Raw genomic sequence first — 21,745 nt, 5'->3', positions numbered from 1 at the left:
TGAGACCCCAAGTGCCCTCGGGCAGTTGGGGTCTTTCCCTTATGGTGGAAGGTCGTGTTTCTCATCTGGGGTGGTCGCGGAATGTCCTTGTTCAGAGCTCGTTGAGCATCTGGTCCATCTCGGCGATCTCGGCCTCCTGGTCTTCAATGACCTGCTCAGCCAGAGCGATGGCCTGCGGGTTCTGGCCATCAGTGACCTCATCGCGGGCCATATCGACCGCGCCCTCATGGTGGGCGGTCATCTGCTCAAGGTAGAGCCGGGCAGCCTCGGTGCCCTGGGCATCCTCGAGGGCTGTCATGTTCTCCTCGCTCATCATTCCACTCATCCCGCCATGGTCCATCTCACCCATATCACCGGTGACCGGATCTTCTTCCCAGGTCTCGAGCATGGTATTCATCCGGTCGATCTCCGGGCCCTGGGCATCGATAACACCCTGGGCGAACTCGATGACCTCGGCCGGGATATTGTCCTTGGCCAGGAGGATTTCACTCATCTCCACAGCCTGGTGGTGATGCGGGATCATCATCTGCGCGAACATGATGTCCGCGTCATTGTGCTCGGCGGAGACCTCTCCGGCCGCCCCCGTCTCTGTCTCAGGATCCGTGGTGGCCCCGGTCGTTTCGGTGGTGTCGGGGGCGGACGTAGTGGCGATGGTCGTGGTGTCGGTGTTTTCTCCCTCAGTGTTATCTGCGCAGGCGGACAAAACCAGGGTGGAGGTCAAGGCGAGAGCGGCGATGGTGATGGTGCGCTTCATGGGGGTTCCCTTTCGGAGGTTGTGTATGGGGGAGTCGATGAAGGATTGAAAGTCAGCGGACGGGGGCTACAGAGCTCACAGCAGCCCTCTCCTCCTTCGACTCGGTCGGAGCCAGGTGGGCCGGATCCAAATCAATGCGGCGCAACAGCTGGGCGTTCAGGGCCACCACGATGGTCGAGGCAGACATCAAGATCGCGCCCACGGCCGGGGACAGCACGAACCCGATCGAGGCGAGCACGCCGGCGGCCAGCGGCACGGCGAGGATGTTGTAGCCAGAGGCCCAGATGAGGTTCTGGATCATCTTGCGGTAGCTGGCCTGCGAGAGCTCAATCATCGACAGCACTGCACGCGGGTCATCACTGGCCAGGACCACTCCGGCGGATTCCATGGCCACATCCGTGCCGGCCCCGATGGCGATACCGACCTCCGCGCGGGTCAGAGCGGGGGCGTCGTTGACACCGTCGCCGACCATGGCCACGCTCAGGCCACGCTCCTGTAACTGGGTGACCTTGGTGTCCTTGTCCTGGGGCAGGACCTCGGCGAAGACCTCATTAATCCCCAGGTCCTGGCCAACCGCCTGGGCCACCTGCTGCGCGTCACCGGTGATCATCGCGACCTTCACCCCGCGGTCCTGCAGGGCTTTCACGGCGGCGCGGGATTCGGGGCGGATCTTGTCCTCGACGGCCACCGCACCGATGATCTGACCGTCGCGGACAATATGGAGCACACCGGCCCCACGCCCGGTCCAGGCGCTGGTGGTGTCGGTGAGCTCGGCCGGGGTGGTGAGGTTGAACTCGCGCAGCATGTTCGGCCCGCCCACGAGGATCTCAGCGCCATCGACAGTGGCCCGGACCCCCCGGCCGGAGGCGGCGCTGAAACCAGTTGCACGGATTTGCCGACGGGAGGCCTCGGGATGGGCGGCCGCGGCCGCCACGATGGCGCGGGCCACGGGGTGCTCGCTGTCGGCCTCCGCGGCGGCGGCCAGGGCCAGCAGCTCGCCCTCGGTGACGCCGACAGCTGCCGCGACACCGGTGACCGCGTGCGCACCCTCGGTCAGGGTGCCGGTTTTGTCGAAGAGCACCACGTCGATGGTGCGCATCCGCTCGAGCGCCATCCGGTCCTTGATGAGCACCCCGGATTTCGCGGCCCGCTCGCTGGAGATCGCAATGACCAGCGGAATCGCCAGGCCCAGGGCGTGCGGACAGGCGATGACCAGAACCGTGACCGTGCGCACCACGGCATCGTCCGGGCTGCCGATAATGGTCCACACCACCGCGGTGATCAGAGCGGAGATCAGCGCGAACCAGAACAACAACGCCGCCGCCCGATCCGCCAGGGCCTGGGCCCGGGAGGAGGACTCCTGGGCGTCGGCGACCATGCGTTGGATCCCGGCCAGGGCGGTGTCCCCGCCGGTAGCCTCCACCCGGATGCGGACGGTGTTGTCGGTGGCCACGGTACCGGCGACCACCTTGTCACCGGTGTCGCGGAAGACGGGACGGGATTCGCCGGTGATCATCGCCTCATCGAATTCGGCGGCTCCGTCGAGGATGGTTCCGTCGGCCGGCACCCGGGCACCGGCCCTCACCAGCACAACGTCGTCGACGACCAGCTCGGAGATGGCCACGGTGCGGGTGGTCCCGTCGATGACTTTCTCGGCCTCGTCCGGCAGCAGGGCAGCCAGCGCGTCAAGCGCGGAGGACGCGGCCCCGAGAGCACGCATCTCCAGCCAGTGGCCCAGCAGCATGATGGTCACCAGCAGGGACAGCTCCCACCAGAAGTCCAGGTCAAAACCGCCCAGCCCCAGAGTGGTGACCCAGGAGGCGACAAACGCCACGGTGATGGCCATGGCGATCAGGAGCATCATCCCGGGTTGGCGGGATTTCAGTTCGTTCCATCCGCCCTTGAGGAAAGGCGTTCCGCCGTAGACGAAGATGATCGTGCCCAGCACCGGGGGGATCCAGGTGGATCCGGGGAATGCCGGGAGGTGGTAGCCGAGCAGGTGGGCGACCATGGGGCTGAAAATAACGACGGGAATGGACAGAATCAGCGACCACCAGAAGCGGTCCCGAAACATTGCGGTGCTGTGTCCGGCGTGTTCGCCGTGACCATGAACGTGGTGGTCTTCGTCCAGGGCGGAGTGCGGGTGATCGTGGGGCATCGCCTGGCCGTGGGTGTCGGCATCTGCGTGGTGTTCGTGGCTAGCATGATCCGGGTGGTGGGTGTGGTCTGTTTCCGGAGCGGGGTGATCACCGGAATGGTGGGGAGTGCTCATGACGTTCCTTTCGCTCAACCCGGTCGGGGTCGAGATGATGGGTAAAACTGATCAGGATAAGACGGTGTAGCCGGCCTCTTCGATGGCCCGGCGAACCATCTCCGGAGGTACGACACCGGTGACCGTGACGGTGGAAACACCACCAGCAGCGAGATCAATCTGGACGTCGTCGACCTGGGGGAGGGCCTGAAGGGCCTGGGTCACGCTTTTCGCGCAGTGCCCGCAGGTCAGGCCGGTGACCTGGTAGCTAGGGGAGGACCCTCCTGCTGACGAGTCGCTGGCGGCAGGGGTGGAGGCGGTGTCGGCACGTGAGGCAGGTCCGCAACAGCTGCAGCCGTGGGAGGCCATCGGCAAGAGGCGGGGCGGGGAGGTGATCATGGGAAAGCTCCTATGGGTCGGTGGGATGCGGTAACGCTCGCTAGCATATACCCCCCCGGGGTACATTTTCAAGGGGTGGAGGGCACGGCCCTCACGCGGGGCAGGGTGTGGTTACCGAGCAGCCTCCTCACTGCCGGGAGGAGACAGCGGGAGGCGGAGGGCAAACACCGCTCCGCGACCGGGTCCGGGGGAGGTGGCGGTGAGAGTGCCGCCGTGGGCCTCGACCAATGCCTTGGAGATGGTCAGGCCGATACCGGCCCCGCCGTTGTCCCGGCTGCGGGCGGCATCCCCCCGGTAGAAGCGTTCGAAGATGTGTCCGAGCTGGCCAGGTGGGATGCCCTCGCCGTCATCGGCGACGTGGATGAGCGCGGTGGACGCCCCCTGTCGGTGGACGCTGATCCGGACCTGCCCGCCGGCCGGGGTGTGCCGTAGCGCGTTCGACAGGAGATTGCTCATCACCTGGCCGAAGCGTTGCCGGTCCACGAGCACCCGGGCGGTGTCCGTAATGGTCTCGACCTGTAAATCGACGCCTTTGTCAGCATAAGCTTCCCCCGCGGCAGCAGCGGCGGTATGGAGCAGATCTCCGAGCCCTTCCTCCGCCAGGTCCAACTCGATCCGGTGTTCCTGGGCCCGGGAGACATCGTCGATGTCTTCCATCAACCGGGTCAGGCGGGTGAGTTGGTCAGCCATGATCGTGTGGGTGGCATTATTCCAGTCCACGGCCCCGTCCTGGAGACCATCGAGGTAGACCGTGAGCACCGATAAGGGGGTGCCCATTTCGTGGGCCAGATCAGAGAGCATCTGGCGGCGGACCTGTTCGGTGTGTTCCAGCCGGTCGGCCATGGTGTTGAAGGCATGCGCCAGGGTGGTGACCTCGGGGCCTGCTTCTCCGGCGGGCACGCGGATACGATAGTTGCCGGCCGTCAGGCTGGTAGCGGCGCGGGTGAGATCCTGCAGGGGGGTGCGCAGGCGACGCGATAACCACAGGCTGGCCAGCAGGGCGCTGATCAAGGCGGTGGGCAGGGCGACGGCCAGGGTGATCAGGTTGGCGTCCCGGTAGGCCTGCTCGGCATGGAACAGCTCCAGCGAGGGGTCCTCCCGGCCGGCCATCAACATATGATCATGGAACAGGGTCGGGCCCACCATCGTGGCGACGGCCGCGGCCACCAGCAGGCTAATCACCACGACCAACACCTGGGCGGTCAGGAAGCGGAAGGTCAGGCCGGGTCCGTGATTCATGGCTGCCCCACCCGGTAGCCCACGCCACGCACGGTGTCGATAAACCCCCGGCCCCGGGTGTCGGTGCCGAGCTTGCGACGCAAGTTGCCGATGTGGACATCGACGATGCGTTCATCACCGACCCAGGTGGTGTCCCAGACCTCGGTGACCAGGTCGTGGCGGGTCAGCACCTGGCCGGGGCGCAGGGCCAGGGCAACCAGCAGCTCGAACTCCGTGCGGGTGAGCTCCACGGTCGTCTCCCTCACCCGCACCTGATGGGCGACGGGGTCAAGGATGAGGTCACCAACGATCAAAGGGGTGGTCACCTGCGGTGGGGTGGTGCTGGTGCGCGGGCGGCGCAGCACCGCATGCACCCGGGTCACCAGTTCCCGGATGCTAAAAGGTTTGGTGATGTAGTCATCCGCCCCCAGGGTCAAACCGCTGATCTTGTCGTCCTCGCTGCCACGCGCGGTGAGCATGAGGATGTAGCAGTCCGAGAAGGTGCGGATCCGTCGGCACACCTCCAGGCCGTCGAGTTCGGGAAGCCCCAGATCCAGCACCACAACATCGGGGGTAAAGTGACGGGCCTCGTCCACGGCCTGGGTGCCGGTGTGCGCCTGGCGGGTATCGAAGCCGGCCCGGATGAGGTAGGAGGCCACCATCTGAGCCAGGGGTTGTTCATCATCGACGACCAGCACCCGCTCCGGGGGCGTGGCGGTGGTCGGTGTGCGGTCAGCCATAGACCCCAGTATCGCTCCGGCCAGGGGAATACCACCCTCGCTCAGTGCCTGGCGGGGAAAACTTCATCAAATCTTCAAACATCACCCTTCGACCGCCGTCACCCCTGTGCCCCACCCCGGGCCGGCGACATCGCCTCCCCTGGTCGGTTCAGCAGGCGCCACCAGGGATTTCACTGCCTGCACCGCATACCCGGGGCGGGTGGAAGGACATCGCCCACGGCTGTGGCGTGGTGTCCCGGTGGTGACCCAGCCCACCGAATTCACCCCCTTTTCGCCCTGTTATAAGACTGTGAGCAGGGTTTTTGAATTCTAGCCCGTCAGGCACCCGTGCTAGATAAAGGTATGGCATCGACCTTGAGGCGGTGTCTTCTTATGGCCTTACCACGATCCAAGGAGAATGACGTGAAACGAGCAGCGATCGCAGCCGCCGCCCTCGCCCTCGCCCTCACGGGGTGTTCAGCCGCCGACCCGGAACCCACCGCCGATGGGACGGTGTCCCAGGACACATTCCTGACTGCCCATGGCCTGGCCGCCATGGACGCGGTGGAGATCATTGATCACCTCGACCGGCAGAAGGTCACTGAGCGTCCTACGGATCTGATCGCCTCAGTACGTGCCGATGAACTGCTGCTCTCGAGCGATGACCAGGAAGTCGTGGTCGATCTTCCCGACAATCAGACGTATGTCTCGATCGCACCCTATCTCACCTCCACCCACGACTGCTTCTACCACAGCCTCACGACCTGCCTGGGGGAACTCGACAATGAGGATATCCAGGTCACGATCACCGATGAGGCGACCGGTGAGGTACTGGTGGACGAGGCAACAACCACCTTCGACAACGGGTTTATTGGCTTCTGGCTTCCCGATGATGCCACCGGCCTGATTGAGGTCAGCTACCAGGGGCGTACCGGCACCGCGGAGTTTTCCACCGCCGACGACGGTGCCACCTGTGTCACAAACCTGCACCTGACGTGATGGCTCAGCAGGGTCCTCACCTGCGCCTGCCTCCCGTGTCACTGAAATCTTGCACCAAGAAAGGTTAAATCATGATGAACGCGTTTTCCCGACGACAGATTCTGCTCGGCGGGCTCGTCCTCGCCGGCACCGGGGCCGTGGCCGCCTGCACCAGCGACCCTGGACCCGCTGCCTCGGCACCAGGTTCCTCTCTTCGCCCCACTCCCACCCCCACTGCGCTCGGTGAGCCGACGGTGCGCCGGACACTGACCGCCCGGCCCCTGTCTCTGGATATCGGCGGCATCGAAGCCAAGACGTGGGGATACGTCTCTGACACCGGGGATACGGCCATTGAGGCCACCGCCGGCGACGTCATCCAGGTCGATATCACCAATGAACTGCCTGAGAGCACCTCCATCCACTGGCATGGCATCGCACTCCACAACGCAGCCGACGGTGTGCCCGGCATGACCCAGGACCCCATTGAACCTGGCGAGTCGTTCTCCTATGTTTTTGAAGTCCCCCACGGTGGCACCTACTTCTACCATTCCCACTCCGGCCTGCAGCTTGATCGCGGCCTCCACGCCCCACTGATCATCCGTGACCCGCAAGACGCTGAGGACCAGGACGTCGAGTGGACCATCGTGCTCGACGACTGGCTGGACGGCATCGACGGCAGCAGTCCCGAAGATCAGCTGACCATGTTGACGGGGATGGACATGGGCGGACACGGAAACATGGACATGGGAGGTCACGGCCAGATGACGCACGGCACCCCGGACCGGGTACTGGGCGGGGATGCCGGCGATGTGATGTATCCGCACTACCTCATCAACGGGCGTATCCCCCGTGCTCACCGGACCTTCGAGGCTCGCCCGGGCGACAAGGCCCGCCTGCGGTTTATCAACTCCGGCGGTGACACCATCTTCAAGGTGGCCCTCGGTGGTCACCGCATGACCGTCACCCACACCGACGGCTTCCCTGTCCAGCCCTGGGAGACCGAATCGATCTACCTGTCGATGGGCGAGCGTGTCGACGTCGAGGTCATCCTCGGCGACGGCATCTTCCCGCTCACGGCTTTGGCGGTGGGTAAGGACGACCGCGCCTTCGCCGTCATCCGCACCGCCGGCGGCCAGGCCCCCCGCCCCGATGTCGACTTCCCCGAGTTGTCGTCCACCGGACTGCTTCTGTCCTCCCTGAAGCCAGCAGACCATGCACTCCTGCCCGAGGGCACACCAGACCGAGAAGTCAGCATCGACCTGGGCGGGCAGATGATGCCGTATGAATGGAGCATTCTCACCGACGGCCAATCCTCCTCCGCGACCGTGCAGGAGGGCCAGCGCCTGCGGATGGTCATGCGCAACAGGACCATGATGCCCCATCCCATGCACATCCACGGCCACACGTGGGCGCTGCCCGGCAGCGGCGGGCTACGCAAGGACACCGTCCTTCTCCGCCACGGTGAAACCATGATCGCCGACCTGATCGCTGACAACCCCGGTGAGTGGGCGTTTCACTGCCATAACGCCTATCACCAGGAAACCGGGATGATGAGTTCCCTGCGGTACGCCTAACCCCACAGCATGGTCGGTCGCTGGGGTGAGCTGGGTCGCTGCAGACTTTCCACCGGGCAGCACGATGACCTTCCTCGGTGTTGTGGTCTTCCGGGACAACCAGAACACCGTCTTCTTCCCCACCGCCCCGGAATAAGGAGATCTAATCCATGCCGAGCACACCCCGCAGGGCCGCCATCGCGGTTGCCGCGGTGCTCACCGCCGTGGGTGCTGTTGCAAAGTTGGGGCAGTAGGAAGAGCGACGTGAAATAATCACAGCCATGGGTATCTTCTCCGGTCGTCATTTCCCCCGTGACATCATTCTGTGGGCAGTGCGGTGGTACTGCCGCTACGGGGTGAGCTACCGCGATCTGGAGGAAATGATGACCGAGCGGGTCGTGCCGGTCGATCACACCACGATCTACCGCTGGGTCCAGAAATACGCCCCTGAGCTGGACAAGCAAACACGGTGGTACCGGCAGGTACCTGACTGGCAGGCCAGTTCCTGGCGGGTGGATGAGACCTATATCCGGGTCGGCGGCAGGTGGTGCTACCTCTATCGGGCAATCACCGCCGGTGGCCAGACCCTGGACTTTTACCTCTCTCCGAAGCGGAACGTGGCCGCAGCGAAGCGTTTCCTGGCCAAGACGCTGCGATCGAATACGACAGCCGGATCCCCGCGGGTCATCAACACCGACAAGGCACCAGCTCTGGCCAAGGCAATATCCGAGTTGAAGGCGGAGGGAATCTGCCCGCCAACAGTGGAACACCGGCAGGTGAAATACCTCAACAACATCCTGGAAGGCGACCATGGTCGGCTGAAGCGGATCCTCGGGCCGAAAGGCGCGTTTAAGAACCGGACATCTGCATATCGGACGTTGAAAGGGATGGAGGCGATGCACTCATTGCGGAAAGAGCAAGGCACGGTGTTTGCCTACGGGCAACCGAACCCAGACGCGGTGATCGTCAACCGGGTCTTCGAGACGGCTTAAGCACCCCGGAGCAAGGACAACTAATGTCTTGAGGTTGGGCTTTTCGACCCTGGCCCAACTTTGCAACAGCACCCTTGGCGGCAATGTAGGGGGAGAGGTTCTTCGTGGCCTGCAGACCACCGATCGAGATGATGTTGACGATGTCGCCCTTGCCCACTTCCGCGAAGTGATCGAGCTGAGCGTGCATGCCGAAGAAGGTGCCGCGAAGTGTCACGCTCATCGCGCGATCGAATGCTGCGGTATCAATCTTGGCCAGCGGAGCGGGCGGGGCACCGAGGCCGGCATTGTTTACGGCAGCGTCGAGGCGACCGTACTTGTCGAGTGCGAACTTCACGAGGTTTTCGTTGTCTTCAAGCTTGCCCGCGTCGACGAATACGAAATCGGCGGTGCCACCAGCGTCCTTGATGATCTGGACGGTTTCGTTGCCCTTTTCTTCGCTAATGTCTGAGACGATGACCGTGTAACCATCCTTGCCGAGACGTTCGGCGATGGCGCGTCCGATGCCGTCGCCCGCACCGGTGACGGCGACAACCTTAGTGTCATTACTCATAGTGTTTCTTCCCTTCGTTGTGATCTTTTGTCGGGGATTTCTTCCCAGTTGGGGGGAACAAATCCCTTTCACTATCGAGGGTAGGCGCACTTTGCGCGCTCTGCAGGAGGCAGAGACTTGGGCGGATGACAGGGAGGACGAAGTGGAGAATTTCTCACACAAAAACGAGGCACCCGACTCACCCCACATAATGCGGGGAAATCGGGTGCCTCGAGGAACGGAGAGCTACAGAAAGCTACCGAAAGTTACAGAGGGCTTCGGAAGCTTAGGCGCGGCCCACTGCGGCACCGACGGCGTCCAGACCAGCGTCCGTCATGTGCAGGATGAGGTTGTGGGGGCCAGCGGTGGTGTCGATGATGCCAGCGATCCAGCGATCGTTGGAGCACATACCGTGGGCGGCGCTCATCGGCTTCAGATCGACGAACTGCGTGCCGGTTTCCTTAGCGGCGTCGACAGCAGCCCACTGGGCAGCATCCTCGATCTCGCGGATGTTGGTGAAAGCATCCTGGATGGGCTGACCCGGGATGACGTTGAGCAGGCACACCTTGCCCTCGGGGGTGGAGATGGTCGGGTAGCCGACCACCTTGATGCGGGCGTTGGGGGCCAGCTGCTTGGCGCGGTTGATGGCATCCCGCATGGAGGCCTGGAGATTGGCCTTGATCTGCGGGACGGGCATCTTGTCATTAACGACGTAGGGGTAGGTGTCGTTAGCGCCAGAGAAGAGAACGACCTGCTTGGTAGCGCCGTTGAGCTCGCCCTTCTCGGCGGCGAGGTTCAGCTGATCCATCATGTGGATGCCGCCAGTGCGGTAGGAAGCACCTGCGCAGGTGAAGTTCGCAGCAGGGGTGCCGTTGGCAGCGCCGATGGCGTTGGAGAAGCGGAAGTCAGTGCCACAGCCCATGGTGTTCACGCGCCCACCGGGGAGAGGGATGTTGCCCTTGCCGGAGACGTAGTCAACGATGGTGGGGTTCGCTGCCAGGGAATCGCCCAGCACAACGGTGTTACCGGGGACTGCCTGTGCGGCCGGCGCAAGGCCACCCACAGCAGCAACGGCGGCGGACGCAGCCACCAAGGTGCGGGCCAGTTTCTTCAGCATGTCACTCTCCAAAATAAGTGTCGTCTAAATGCAGCAATAGAACAATCGACGGTGGCTCGACCCGCGTTACAGCTCCGTTATAAATTTCTGACGCAACACGACGCAATACAGTGAAAGGCGCGCGTGAGCTGGGCATAACGCGCGATATATCGCGCTGCACAAGGATCGAGATTCAATAACGCTCTACGCTACAGCAACGGTATCGCATCGCGAAATTTTTTACCTGCAAAACAGTGAACCTTAGTCCCGCTCGTTTCGCAAGTCACATGCGCCACATGAATCACTTTAATCCCTGAAGTAACATGCGTGGGTCTTACAGAACCAGGCTTCACAGCATCTATCGGAAAAAGCGCCTAGCCTCGGGCAGTGCGAGGTTGAGTACGCAGCGCTTGTTCACAACTCGTTCGCAGTACCCGCTCGCAGCACTTACAAGCTTTAATTTTCAATTAAGGAGAAACAGCGCATGTCTGAACTGTCCAACCGCACCATCGCCGTCATCGCCACCGACGGATTCGAAGACTCTGAGCTGACCTCTCCGCTCGAGGCAGTCAAGGCCGCCGGAGCCACCGTGAAGGTCATCTCGACTGAAAGCGGATCCATCGAAGGAAAGAACGGCACCACTGTCGACGTCGACATGACGACGGAGCAAGCCAAGGGCGAGAACTTCGACGGCATCATCCTCCCCGGTGGCACAGGCAACGCCGATGCCATCCGTATGGACGACAATGCCGTTGCGATCGTCAAGGCTCACGTGGAAGCAGATAAGCCTCTAGGCGCTATTTGCCACGCTGCATGGCTGCTTACCGAGGCCGATGTGCTCAAGGGACGCACGATCACATCCTTCCCGTCGCTGAAGACCGACCTGACCAACGCCGGCGCCGACTGGGTCGACGAGGAGGTTGTGTGTGACCAGGGCTTGGTCAGCTCCCGCACTCCGAAGGACCTGCCCGCCTTCAATGAGAAGATCATCGAAGAGTTTGCCGAGGGCGAGCACTAGAGCGCGCACTAGAGCCCGCGCAAGGCCAGCATGAACCTGCCAGCGACAATCTGGCATTGAGCGTAGGCCTGTAGAATCCGAGCGAGTGGATCCCCACGGATCCACTCGCTCGTTGTCATATCCCTTCCTAGGAGACCCCGCCTTATGTTCCATGCCGTGAGCTTCGCACTGATGGACTCCATTAACGTGCTGCTCATCGGCGTGCTCTTCGCAGTGGCCGTCATCCACCCCAACCCACGCCGCTACGGCAAGGTGGCGACGTTGCTTGTCGCGGGGGACTGGTTCGGCGTGCTGATCCTCTCGATCCCCACCCTCGCGGTGCTGCACCGGTTCGAATCCCAGATCCGAACCGCCCTCGAGTCTGCGCAGTTCGGCTGGGTGCTCGTCATCTTCGGCCTGATCAGCGTGGTGCTCACTCTTCGCGGTGGCGACCCCGCGCCCCTCATCGCGCGACTCACCAAGCCCTTGCGCGTGCCCTCGGCTGCGACCTTCTTCAGCGGTTCGGCACTGGGAATCATTCAGTCCATCACGTCCGTGCCCTTTTTCATTGGTATCGCCTACCTCACCACCACTGATCTCAGCACTGTGGTGCGCTATTTGGCCCTGGTGTTGTACGCAACGCTCGCACTCAGCCTGCCCGCGCTCTCCGGGCTAGCGCTCGGGTTCGTACTGCGCTACCCAAGAAGCTGGCTGGCTACGTTCATCGCGAACCTCCGCCATCGCAAAGACACCTTGGCGAAATCGGCGGGGTACGTGGTTGCTGCCATCCTGATCCTTTTGGGGCTGCCGAAGATTCTGTAACACCGGCTCCCAGAACACCGCGCACCTGCGAAGAACACACCATTCCCGCGGAGAACACAGAGCAAAGAACACCACACAAAAACCGGGCCCTGTCCCCGCCACAGTGTCAGTGGCGTTCGCAGAACCCGGCGAAAGAATCGTGTCGATGGTCGGTTACGTCGCGGGAATTACCTTCCCTTCGAACTCCAATTCCTCTTCCTCTGCTTCTCGGCGCATCACGGAAGCCAGTTGCTCGGCTTGGTGCGTCGGAAGTGCAAAGCGGTAGGCCATCCAGAAGATAATGGCGGAGAACACGGCCACGGTCGGGATAGCGGTATCGAAGTGCAGGATGCCCTTGCCGCCGTCGTAATCACCGATGTAGGAGATGATGGCCAAGCCCACCAGCCACGGGATGTACCACAGGCCAGCCTTGAAGGCCATGTTCACGCGGTTCAGGTGCTCGGTGCGGTTGAACACGTAGTTCAAGCCCAGCATCACAAAACCCAGCAACACAGCGAGGAACAGCTTGTAGTTCGTGTTCCAGCCCGTCCAGTACACCAGCAGGTTGGAGGAGAAGAAGCCGAGGAACGCGATGATCATGCCGCCGGGCAGCTTGAAGGGGCGCTTCGCCCTCGGCAGCTGCTTGCGCAGCGCGGCCAGCGTCAGCGGGCCGGAGGCGAAGGATAGCACCGTTGCCGAGGAGATGAATCCTGCCATCTGCTGCCACGAAGGGAAGGGGAGGAACAGCAGCAGGCCCACGAAGAAGGCCACGATCATACTGATCACCGGCGTGCCGTGACGGTTCAGCTTGGCCAGGCCGCGGGGAGCGTTGCCATTGCGGGCCATGGCGTGGGAGATACGGGCCGTGGTCGTGACGTAAATCAGCCCTGTATCAGCCGGGGAGATCACGGCGTCCGCGTACAGCAGAACCGCCAGCCAGCCTGCGCCCAGCAGCATGGCCACGCCAGCGAGCGGGTCGAAGGAATCCTTGAACGTCAGCGTGGCCCAGTGGCCGCCCATGCTGTCGATCACGCCCTGCGGCAGAACACCGATGAAGGCGGTCTGCAGACCCACGTACAGCACTAGGCAGATAAGCACCGAGCCCACCACGGCAAGCGGCACGTTGCGGCGGGGGTTATTCGTCTCGCCAGCGAGCTCAATGCCCTGGCGGAAGCCCAAGAAGGAGAACACGATGCCAGAGGTGGCGATAGCCGTGAACACACCGTGGGTGCCGTTAGAGAAGAAGCCTTCGCCAGCGCTGAAGTTCTCCGGGTGGAAGTCCATGACGAAGAAAGCCACGATCACCAGCGCGATCACGCCCAACTTCCACCACACCAGCACGTTATTGACGCGGGCGAACCAGCGCACGCCGTAGAAGTTAATGGCCACGAACACGGCCATGAGGATCACGGCCGTGACAATGCCCAGCGGCGTGAGCGTGTGAACAATCTTGTCCCCAACCGTGTTTTCTTGGGTAAATGGCGCGTACTTCGTGGCGTATTGCAATGCCCCCTCCACCTCGATGGGTGGCAGCGCCAACGCCGCGAGCCAGTTGATCCAACCGGTGAGGAAGCTGGCGAAACCGCCGAAAGAGATGTGGGGAATGCGCACCACGCCGCCGGAGAGCGGGAACATGGTGCCAAGCTCGGCGTAGCTCAGGGCAATGAACAAAATCATGATGCCGCCGAGCGTCCAGGAAATGATGGCAGACGGTCCGGTATCGCGCGCGGCGTTGAGGGCGCCGAAGAGCCAACCTGAACCGATGATGGAACCGACTGAGGCGAACAACAGGCCAACGGCACCGACGTGTCGCTGGAGCTGGTGGCCTTCGGTGTTGTGCTCGGGAACTGTGACACCGCCGTGGGAGCGGCCTGTGCCGCTCGGCGAATTGTGAGGTGCCGACATGGAGACTCCTATGGCGAAGTTTCTGGTGACCTACCCCGAAAAAACATGGGAGCGGGGCGAGCCAAGACTGATGAACCGAATTGGATAAACCGAATTGGATGAAACAAATACAGCCATGGTGGGGGCCATGCGGCGTGGCCCTGGGTGGTGGTCAACCGTCGCGATAGCTAAGGAGTCTATGCCTGTTGTCAAAATTACTAGAAGAGGCGAAGAAAGAATCTATGGCAAAATCTCGCGCACCCTCAGCTAGATCTCAGAAAGAAACTCCCGGGACGGTAATTTCCCACCCAACGGGGGCAAAAATCTCGCGCGAACAGGATAAACGCGGAGAATTCTCTAGTTGATAACTGCCCCCACACGGCGTCACTGAAGAAAATTCCACAGAAACTCCAACGCAAGATCCCGTAAAAATTCCCCCGCACCCAAAGGGTTACTTCTCCAAAAACTCCATCCAGCTATCCCACTCGCGCTTCGTCTGCGCCATGCCGAGGTCCCACGCCTCCTCGAGCTTGGCGAAATTGCGCTCCGTGTTCTGAATCTTCATGTTCTCGGGGTAGAACACCACGGCGCGGCCGCTCTTTTCCAGCTCGTTGATTTTTTCCGACGCCGCATTGTACTTCGCCGGGCGTTCAATCAGGGCCTGGGCAACTGCCGGTCTCTTGCGCAGAAGCTGCTTCACCACCTGCGGGCGCCGCAGCTCCGGCCGCACGTATCCGCGGGGCTTCGTGCGAAGGATCAGAAAACGCTCAAAACCATCACGCATGGCGGCGTCGAGAATAAGACCACCAGAATCACCAAGTGCGCCATCGACGTAATCCACGCCATCGATGGTTGGCACCGGCATGAGCCCCGGAAGCGTGGAGCTAGCGCGCACCTTGCGCATGAGGTCGGGGAGGTCGGCGAAGTCCTCGCGACCCCAGTAGACGGACTCGCCGGTATCCGCGCGGGTGGCGCCAATGCACAGGGGAGTGGGATCGGCAGCGAAGGCATCCCAATCGAACGGAAGATCGTTGCCGGGTGCGCCCGCGGTTTCATAGATGTATTCCGCGTTGAAGTACCCGGAACCGCGCAAGAGCGAACCGATGCCGCCTGTCTTGGGGTTGGAGCCGAGCTCCACGAAAGACTCGCGGGCGCGCTTACGATCACCGGAGAGGAAGTTCACCGTGTGGCTCGCCCCAGCGCTGATGCCGCCGACCCACCCAAAGTGAATATCGTGAGCCAACAGCTGGTCGATGCAGGCGGCGGTGTACGCATTGCGCATGCCTCCGCCTTCGATGACAAGCGCGACGTCCTCGGCGATCATAGGTAGCGTTAGTGTCCCTTCTTCCACGGCAGAATGTGCACGATGCCGGCGATAACGGAACCGATGATGAGGCCGGCGACCATGCTGAAGAATGTCTCAACGATCCAGGTTACCGCCCCGCCGAGGTGATGCACGGCTTCCACAATGTGGTGCACAGTCTGGTAGGGCCAGTGGAAGCCAAGCTCGTCGGCGCCAACCAGCAGGATGTGCCCGCCAACCCACAACATCGCGAACGTGCCGACAACGGCGATGACGGACAGAATCTTCGGCATTGCCGCGACCATGCCGCGACCGAACCTCTTGGCGGCATCGGAATCGCGCTGGGTCAGCGCCAGACCCATGTCGTCCATCTTGATGAGCACGCCTACGGCTCCGTACACCGCCGCGGTGATGAGCAAGGCCACGAGGATCAGCACCCCCGCACGCTGCAGAATTGGCAGATCGGTGACCTCGTTGAGACTGATCACCATGATCTCGGCGGACAAGATGAAGTCGGTGGTGATAGCGCCCTTGACTAAGGAGTCTTCCGATTCCGCGTTCTTATCCGCGGCCGGTTCATCGTGTCCGCCGCCGGTGAACTTGTCGATGACCTTCTCGGCGCCTTCGAAAGATAGATAAAAGCCGCCAAGCATGAGCAGGGGAGTCAACGCTCCCGGCAGCAACCAGCTGAGCAGCAAAATGGCGGGCAGGATGATGACGATTTTGTTGATCAAGCTGCCCTTGGTGATGCGCCAAATGATGGGGAGTTCGCGTGCAGGCGTGACCCCCTGCACGAAGCGTGGGGTCACTGCGGCATCGTCCACCACCACTCCGGCGGCTTTGGCGCTGGTACGCCCCGCTGCTGCGGCGATATCGTCAACGCTTGCTGCGGCTTTGCGCGCGATGAGCGCGACGTCGTCGAGTAGTGCGGCGAGGCCACCGGCCATGAACCTGTCTCCTTGTAGTTACCTTCGGCTGAGGCAATCCCCTTCCGGGGGTTACCTCACCAAAGATACTGTTTACAGGTTGTCCAGTGCCTCAGACACGGGGGTGGAACCGGAATTGAACTCGACGGTCTTACCGGTGAGCTCCTGGCGGTTGACAACCTCAGCCAAAACCGCGGCCACATTGCCACGGCTGACGGAATCGCCTTCCTCCGGGTTGACGTCGATCGCACCGGTCTCCTCGTCGTTGGTGAGGCGGCTCGGGCCCAGGATGGTCCACTGTGCGGCGGACTTCTTCAGGTGATCGTCGGCATCGGCCTTGGACTGGGCGTAGGGGTAGAAATCATCGTCCTCGCTGAGGCCGTGATCCTGGCCTGCGCCGAAGTAGCTGATCATGATGAAGCGGCGCTCGCCGGCGGCGTCGATGGCGCGAATGGCGGCATCGCGGTCGATGGCGTACGTGCGCTCCTTGTCGCCGCCACCGGCACCGGCCGCCCAGATGACGATGTCCTGTCCGTCGAAGAGACGACGGAATCCATCGACATCGAGTTCTTGCATGTCCTCCACGACGGCCTGGGCACCTGTGGCCTCGACCTCGGAGACATGATCGGGATTACGAACCACGCTGGTGAGTACGTGGCCTTCTTCGGTGATCTTCGGGGATGCCAGCAGGGCAACCTTTCCGTGTCCACCAAGGATAATGACGTTTGACATAGTGAAACTCCTTTCTGGTCACCACCATAGACTCGTTTCAATGAAACGCGCCACATGTATAGTTAGCTTCTAATAATTGTCCGATAATTATTGCGAACCGACACGAACAGTCTCCGGTAAGTTCTGACCGATGCTGACTGTCATCGACTGTTGCCAACTGCCACCTGCGGTTGTTAACAGTGATCAGCAGTGATCAGCAGTGATTAACGGTTACCGCAGCGGTACCAACGGCCCGATCTCGCCCTGCCCCACGCACAGGCTCGCCCCCGCCGGTCCACTCACGCGCAGAGCGATGAGGCCGCCACCGCCGGACACTCGCACCCACTGGGGTCGCAAGTCCGTCCCCACCTGCACTGTTGTGGCTCGTGCCTCCGCATCCTCGAGCGTCTCCAGCCCATTCGGCGTGGTGATGCGCACCTCCAACGGAGCCGTCGCGGCCGCGTTGAGCTGCCACGTCCACTCACCAAACGGCAGCGCACCGCTGAGTGGGATCACGCGCTGCTCGCCCGCCATGATGCGCACGCCACACCCCGGCTCAATGCCCTCGCCCGGACTCTGTTCGTTCGACGCCACCGCCATGATCCCCGCATCCACCACGCGACCGGACTCGCCGATCATTGTTGGTTCATCGATCGCGGACACGGCCGGTACACCCGTGACGGTGGAAACATGGTTGTACGGTTCCGTGAATGGGAGTAGCACTTCCAGGGGCACAGTCTGGTCCAGCAGCGGCTGTCTATCTACGTACACCGACTGGCGGAGGTTGGCCAGATACGCCTTCGTGGGGTCATCGCGCCACGCCCACACCCAGGTCGCAGTGCTGAGCACACTGATGAGGACAAAGAGTGATACCCCGACGACAGAATAGGGGACGCGCCGGGTGTGGCGTCGGACCGAGGGAGACTGAGCACCCGCCGGCGCCGGCGGGCAGGCCGCCACCGCCACGACGGCGAAAGCGAACCAATCCGTGTAGTAGTGCAGGTTCAAGGTGAGCACGCCGGACGACTGGGCGCCCGCGCGGGCCGTGACCAGCGCGATGAGGAGCGCGGCGGCGTATCCCACGATCGCGACGAGCGCCACGAGGCGAGTGCGCGGATCGCGGCGCAGCCAGACCACGACCACGACCGCGACCACGACGGCAGAAATGATCGACCACGCCAGCGGGGTGGCGGCAAACGCCGTAGAGGGGCGCCAGCGCTCCCACCAAAGGGGGCCACCGAGCATGCCCGGAATGAGCGCCCGAAAGACCGCGCCGGGCAGGGCGCCGGTGATGGACTCCGGGTTGTGGGTGTCCGGGATCTCGGAAAGGCGCAGGTAGAGCACGAGCCACAGCACCCACAGTGCGCCGGGGAGCACGAACAACGACCACTGGCGGCGCGGCAGGCGCACGAGCAGCGCGATGACAAATGCGGCGGGAATAAGGGAGAGAGCCTTCTCCGTGAACAGGAGCCCGGCGAGTGCGATGGCGGTGAACGTTATGGTGGCCGCGAGGATGGAGCGGGTGGCGACTGTCGCGGTGGGGCGTGGCGATGGTGTGGGACGCGCCGCAAGGACGCACAGGGTGACACCCGCCATGCCCGCCTGCCAAGCTAGGGCGTTGACCGCGGTGGACCACCACCCGGCGGCGGCCATGAGGAACGGCGAAAACAGAAGGAAGGTCAGCGTTACGAGGGCGGAGATACTCCGACCCCGCAGAGCCACCGCGACCCGCCACCAGAGCCAACCACACCCCGCAGTGGCGACGATGATGATGAGCGCAGGGAGCCACCAACGCAGCGGCGCAAGGTGCTGGGTGGCCCACTGCAGTGCCGCTGAAGCAGGCATGATGTGGCCGTCATAGGAACGGAACAGGACACCCCACGTGGATGGGGAGGTGGGGGAGAAGTCGCCAAAATAGGCGGGGATGATGAGGTCATCCCAGTACAGCGTGCGCTGGGAGACTTGAATGGCGCGGATCACTGTGGCGGCGACGATGAGGGCAGCAGCGGTGATGGTGATGCAGGTGGTGTTGGTTTCCCTACTGCTGCTGCGTTCGTCGCGTGCGTGAGGTGGGGTGGCAGCGTGCGCTGAGGTGGTGTGTTGTGGAGTGTGCCGCGCTGGGTGATCCGTGCGATCGCTGGCAGAGGTCGCCGAGTTGGCGGGATCATCCAAAGGGCGATTGGCCGACATCGTGATGCGTGAGGAAGCGATAGGGGTCGGGCGCGGGGCCTAACCGCGAACTGGCTGCACGGTCATGTAGGTGGCACTGCCCTCGCAACCGCGAACGTTATCCAGGCGGACGAATGCAGCCTTGGTGTCCTCCGGTGGGTAAATGCGCAGGCCATCGCCCTTGCGTGGCTTGCAGGTGGAAGGGTCCATGGGGCCGGTCTTAGTGATGCGAACGGAAGAGTAGGCGGTCTGGCCGGGTTTGAGAGTGATGGTCTCAACCTCCTGGCCGAGCTCTCGCTGGGCGGGTTCGCCAAGCTGGGTGCCATCACCACCCGTGACCATGGAAACCCCGGGGAAGCCGCGCATCTTACAGGTGGACTTGGAGGTGTTGGCGAAGACGATGTCGAGGTTCAGTGAGCCCGCCGCGCCGTTCGGCTGGTCGGAGGTGACCTTGAGGTCGCGGGTGGTGCAAAAGTTCACGGAGGTGTTGTCCTGGCGGGAGCTGGATCCGGGGTTACGTGGGGCGTTGCCGGAGTTGCCGCCGTCACTGCCGCCGTTATTGCCGTTCTGTTCCTTGTCGGAGGGGCGCGCCGAGGATCCCAAGGTCGGGGAAGGTGAATCGGTGTTCTTGTCGCTCGAGGTGTCGTCACCCGGTGCGGCCGAGGCGGTTGTGATCTTATCGGCAGCGTTTGACGCGGTGCTTGCAGCCTGGTTGGCGGACGAACCGTTCGGACCCGAATCACCACACGCCACCAATGACCCCGCGAGGATGGCGGCAGCTGCCACCACGCCGACTCGCGTGGCGGTTCCGGAAGCGGTCGACAGGACGGATCCCTTGTGAGCCTCGAAACCATTGCGATGGCTTTCAGTGAAGCCGCTGCGGTTTCCGGAGCGGCCGGAGTAACCAGAGCGAAAGTGACGGCGATGGTGACGCTGCGTAGACATGCCTTCAGGGTAGCGGTTTCGACACACGCATTGGGTGATTACCGGCTCGGATCCCGCGAAATTGACCGTTTTCGGCGATCGCTACTACGTTGCGCACGCTTATTGGTACGCGGTTGTGAGCGGGTTTCTCACGCGTTCCCGACGAGTTCTCTATGAGTTACCCACGAGTTCTGCATTTTTGATCGTCTCGATGGCCTGTGCTCGCTAGACTCGTAGGCTATGGGAAGGTTTAGTTCTATTCACAGAGCTACCTAGGTTTTCTAAGGTGTCCCGCGAATAGCGTTGTGTGACACTTGACCGCCGCCACCCCCGCTCATCCCGATTTTCACGAAAGAGGCGACAGACCATCATGGGATTCAACCCCGATTTCGATCTTTTCCAGCTGCCGGAAGAGTACGTGGCTTTGCGTGAGGCCATCCGCGAGCTTTCCGAAAAGGAGATCGCTCCCTATGCCAAGGATGTTGACGAGAACTCGCGCTTCCCCGAGGAAGCGCTCAAGGCTCTCAACGACAACGGCTTCAACGCGCTGCATATTCCCGAGGAGTACGGCGGCCAGGGTGGCGATTCACTCGCTGCGGTCATCGTCATTGAGGAAGTCGCCCGCGTGTGTGGTTCTTCCTCCCTGATCCCGGCTGTGAACAAGCTCGGCACCATGGGCCTGATCCTCAGCGGCTCCGAGGAGCTGAAGAAGGAAGTACTGCCCGATATCGCCAACGGCGAGATGGCCTCCTATGCCCTGACCGAGCGTGAGGCTGGCTCGGACGCCGCCAGCATGAAAACCCGCGCCGTCCGCGACGGCGACGAGTGGGTCATCAACGGTTCCAAGTGCTTCATCACCAACGGCGGCCGCTCGAGCTGGTACACCGTGATGGCTGTGACCGATCCGGAGGCCGGCGCCCGCGGCATTTCCGCATTCCTGGTGCACAAGGATGACCCGGGCTTCCGCGTGGGCGGCCTGGAGCACAAGCTGGGCATCAAGGGCTCGCCCACGGCGGAGCTGTACTTCGAGGATTGCCGCGTCCCCGCGTCCCGCATGATCGGCGAGGAGGGCACCGGTTTCAAGACCGCGCTGGCTACGCTGGACCACACCCGCCCGACCATCGGCGCTCAGGCGCTGGGCATTGCGCAGGGTGCGTTCGACCAGGCCGTTGCCTACGTCAAGGAGCGCAAGCAGTTCGGGAAGGCCATCGCGGACTTCCAAAACACCCAGTTCATGTTGGCTGACATGAAGATGAAGATCGACGCCGCACGCCTCATGATCTACACCGCGGCCTCGAACGCGGAACGCGGCGTTGCCGAGAACGGGGAGAAGCTGGGCCTCATGGCTGCAGGTTCCAAGGCGTTCGCCTCGGACGTTGCTATGGAGGTCACCGTCGATGCCGTCCAGCTGCTCGGCGGCTACGGCTTCACGCGCGACTTCCCGGTCGAGCGCATGATGCGCGACGCGAAGATCACCCAAATCTACGAGGGCACCAACCAGATCTGCCGCATGGTGATGGGTCGACAGATCCTCGCATAGC

At 62.6% G+C, this 21,745-nt stretch carries 19 protein-coding genes; 6 read left to right on the top strand and 13 right to left on the bottom strand.

Translation table 11 applies throughout. The annotated features are described in order from the left end of the window. Window positions 1-91 precede the first annotated feature (91 nt). The 5 genes from LA343_RS09715 to LA343_RS09695 all read right to left on the bottom strand — a co-directional run bounded on the left by LA343_RS09715 (window position 92) and on the right by LA343_RS09695 (window position 5,362). Window positions 92-754: a DUF305 domain-containing protein gene (locus LA343_RS09715; protein WP_025403137.1), complete on the bottom strand. Its 663-nt coding sequence runs from the start codon at window positions 752-754 to the stop codon at window positions 92-94. A gap of 52 nt (window positions 755-806) precedes the next feature. Continuing rightward, the gene (locus LA343_RS09710) at window positions 807-3,026 is read right to left on the bottom strand and encodes a copper-translocating P-type ATPase (protein WP_025403136.1); all 2,220 of its coding nucleotides are present in this window, start codon (window positions 3,024-3,026) and stop codon (window positions 807-809) included. Between the two features lie 51 nt (window positions 3,027-3,077). Beyond that, a complete protein-coding gene (locus tag LA343_RS09705; RefSeq protein WP_025403135.1) occupies window positions 3,078-3,404 on the bottom strand; it encodes a heavy-metal-associated domain-containing protein in 327 nt (108 codons plus the stop codon). 111 nt (window positions 3,405-3,515) lie between these two features. Then, entirely contained in the window at window positions 3,516-4,643 is a 1,128-nt protein-coding gene (locus tag LA343_RS09700; protein WP_025403134.1) for a sensor histidine kinase, read from the bottom strand. Further along, window positions 4,640-5,362 carry a response regulator transcription factor gene (locus LA343_RS09695; RefSeq protein ID WP_025403133.1) on the bottom strand — a complete coding sequence of 241 codons (723 nt, stop codon included), beginning with the start codon at window positions 5,360-5,362 and terminating at the stop codon, window positions 4,640-4,642. Before LA343_RS09695 ends, LA343_RS09700 begins: the two co-directional genes overlap by 4 nt. Before the next feature lie 402 nt (window positions 5,363-5,764). Between LA343_RS09695 and LA343_RS09690 the strand changes: the two genes are divergently transcribed. The 3 genes from LA343_RS09690 (at window position 5,765) to LA343_RS09680 (ending at window position 8,864) form a co-directional block, all read left to right on the top strand. After that, window positions 5,765-6,340 (top strand): CueP family metal-binding protein, encoded by a 576-nt coding sequence (locus LA343_RS09690; RefSeq protein WP_025403132.1) that lies wholly within the window; start codon window positions 5,765-5,767, stop codon window positions 6,338-6,340. A gap of 71 nt (window positions 6,341-6,411) precedes the next feature. Beyond that, complete coding sequence (locus LA343_RS09685) at window positions 6,412-7,893, top strand: multicopper oxidase family protein (protein WP_025403131.1); 1,482 nt, start codon at window positions 6,412-6,414, stop codon at window positions 7,891-7,893. A gap of 260 nt (window positions 7,894-8,153) precedes the next feature. Further along, window positions 8,154-8,864 (top strand): IS6 family transposase, encoded by a 711-nt coding sequence (locus tag LA343_RS09680; RefSeq protein ID WP_025403130.1) that lies wholly within the window; start codon window positions 8,154-8,156, stop codon window positions 8,862-8,864. Here LA343_RS09680 and LA343_RS09675 read toward each other — a convergent pair. Both LA343_RS09675 and LA343_RS09670 read right to left on the bottom strand, forming a co-directional pair. After that, window positions 8,839-9,414, bottom strand: coding sequence for an SDR family NAD(P)-dependent oxidoreductase (locus LA343_RS09675; protein ID WP_025403129.1), 576 nt, complete (start codon window positions 9,412-9,414; stop codon window positions 8,839-8,841). The genes LA343_RS09680 and LA343_RS09675 overlap by 26 nt on opposite strands. 265 nt (window positions 9,415-9,679) lie before the next feature. Beyond that, window positions 9,680-10,510 carry a GDSL-type esterase/lipase family protein gene (locus tag LA343_RS09670; protein ID WP_025403128.1) on the bottom strand — a complete coding sequence of 277 codons (831 nt, stop codon included), beginning with the start codon at window positions 10,508-10,510 and terminating at the stop codon, window positions 9,680-9,682. Window positions 10,511-10,973: 463 nt separating this feature from the next. Between LA343_RS09670 and LA343_RS09665 the strand changes: the two genes are divergently transcribed. Both LA343_RS09665 and LA343_RS09660 read left to right on the top strand, forming a co-directional pair. After that, window positions 10,974-11,507, top strand: coding sequence for a type 1 glutamine amidotransferase domain-containing protein (locus LA343_RS09665; protein WP_025403127.1), 534 nt, complete (start codon window positions 10,974-10,976; stop codon window positions 11,505-11,507). A 156-nt stretch (window positions 11,508-11,663) separates the two neighbouring features. Beyond that, window positions 11,664-12,308, top strand: coding sequence for a hypothetical protein (locus tag LA343_RS09660; RefSeq protein WP_224209152.1), 645 nt, complete (start codon window positions 11,664-11,666; stop codon window positions 12,306-12,308). 153 nt (window positions 12,309-12,461) lie between these two features. On the opposite strand, the gene LA343_RS09655 is transcribed toward LA343_RS09660, so the two are convergent. From LA343_RS09655 to LA343_RS09630, 6 genes are all read right to left on the bottom strand, one after another. Beyond that, window positions 12,462-14,192 (bottom strand): APC family permease, encoded by a 1,731-nt coding sequence (locus LA343_RS09655; RefSeq protein ID WP_025403125.1) that lies wholly within the window; start codon window positions 14,190-14,192, stop codon window positions 12,462-12,464. Window positions 14,193-14,622: 430 nt separating this feature from the next. Continuing rightward, on the bottom strand, window positions 14,623-15,495 hold the full coding sequence (locus tag LA343_RS09650; protein ID WP_025403124.1) for a patatin-like phospholipase family protein: 873 nt from the start codon (window positions 15,493-15,495) through the stop codon (window positions 14,623-14,625). Window positions 15,496-15,503: 8 nt separating this feature from the next. Beyond that, entirely contained in the window at window positions 15,504-16,421 is a 918-nt protein-coding gene (locus LA343_RS09645) for a DUF808 domain-containing protein (protein ID WP_025403123.1), read from the bottom strand. Between the two features lie 72 nt (window positions 16,422-16,493). After that, window positions 16,494-17,132, bottom strand: a complete 639-nt coding sequence (locus tag LA343_RS09640) for an SDR family oxidoreductase (RefSeq protein ID WP_025403122.1) — start codon at window positions 17,130-17,132, stop codon at window positions 16,494-16,496. Window positions 17,133-17,342: 210 nt separating this feature from the next. Then, window positions 17,343-19,283, bottom strand: a complete 1,941-nt coding sequence (locus LA343_RS09635; RefSeq protein WP_025403121.1) for a hypothetical protein — start codon at window positions 19,281-19,283, stop codon at window positions 17,343-17,345. 57 nt (window positions 19,284-19,340) lie between these two features. After that, on the bottom strand, window positions 19,341-20,225 hold the full coding sequence (locus tag LA343_RS09630) for a DUF4232 domain-containing protein (protein ID WP_025403120.1): 885 nt from the start codon (window positions 20,223-20,225) through the stop codon (window positions 19,341-19,343). 349 nt (window positions 20,226-20,574) lie between these two features. Between LA343_RS09630 and LA343_RS09625 the strand changes: the two genes are divergently transcribed. Beyond that, window positions 20,575-21,744, top strand: coding sequence for an acyl-CoA dehydrogenase family protein (locus tag LA343_RS09625; RefSeq protein WP_025403119.1), 1,170 nt, complete (start codon window positions 20,575-20,577; stop codon window positions 21,742-21,744). Window position 21,745: the final 1 nt, after the last annotated feature.

The organism is Corynebacterium falsenii, assembly GCF_020099275.1.
GTDB lineage: Bacteria > Actinomycetota > Actinomycetes > Mycobacteriales > Mycobacteriaceae > Corynebacterium > Corynebacterium falsenii.
The sequence above is the reverse complement of the archived record's forward strand: the minus strand, read 5'-3'. Positions and strand labels throughout refer to the sequence as shown.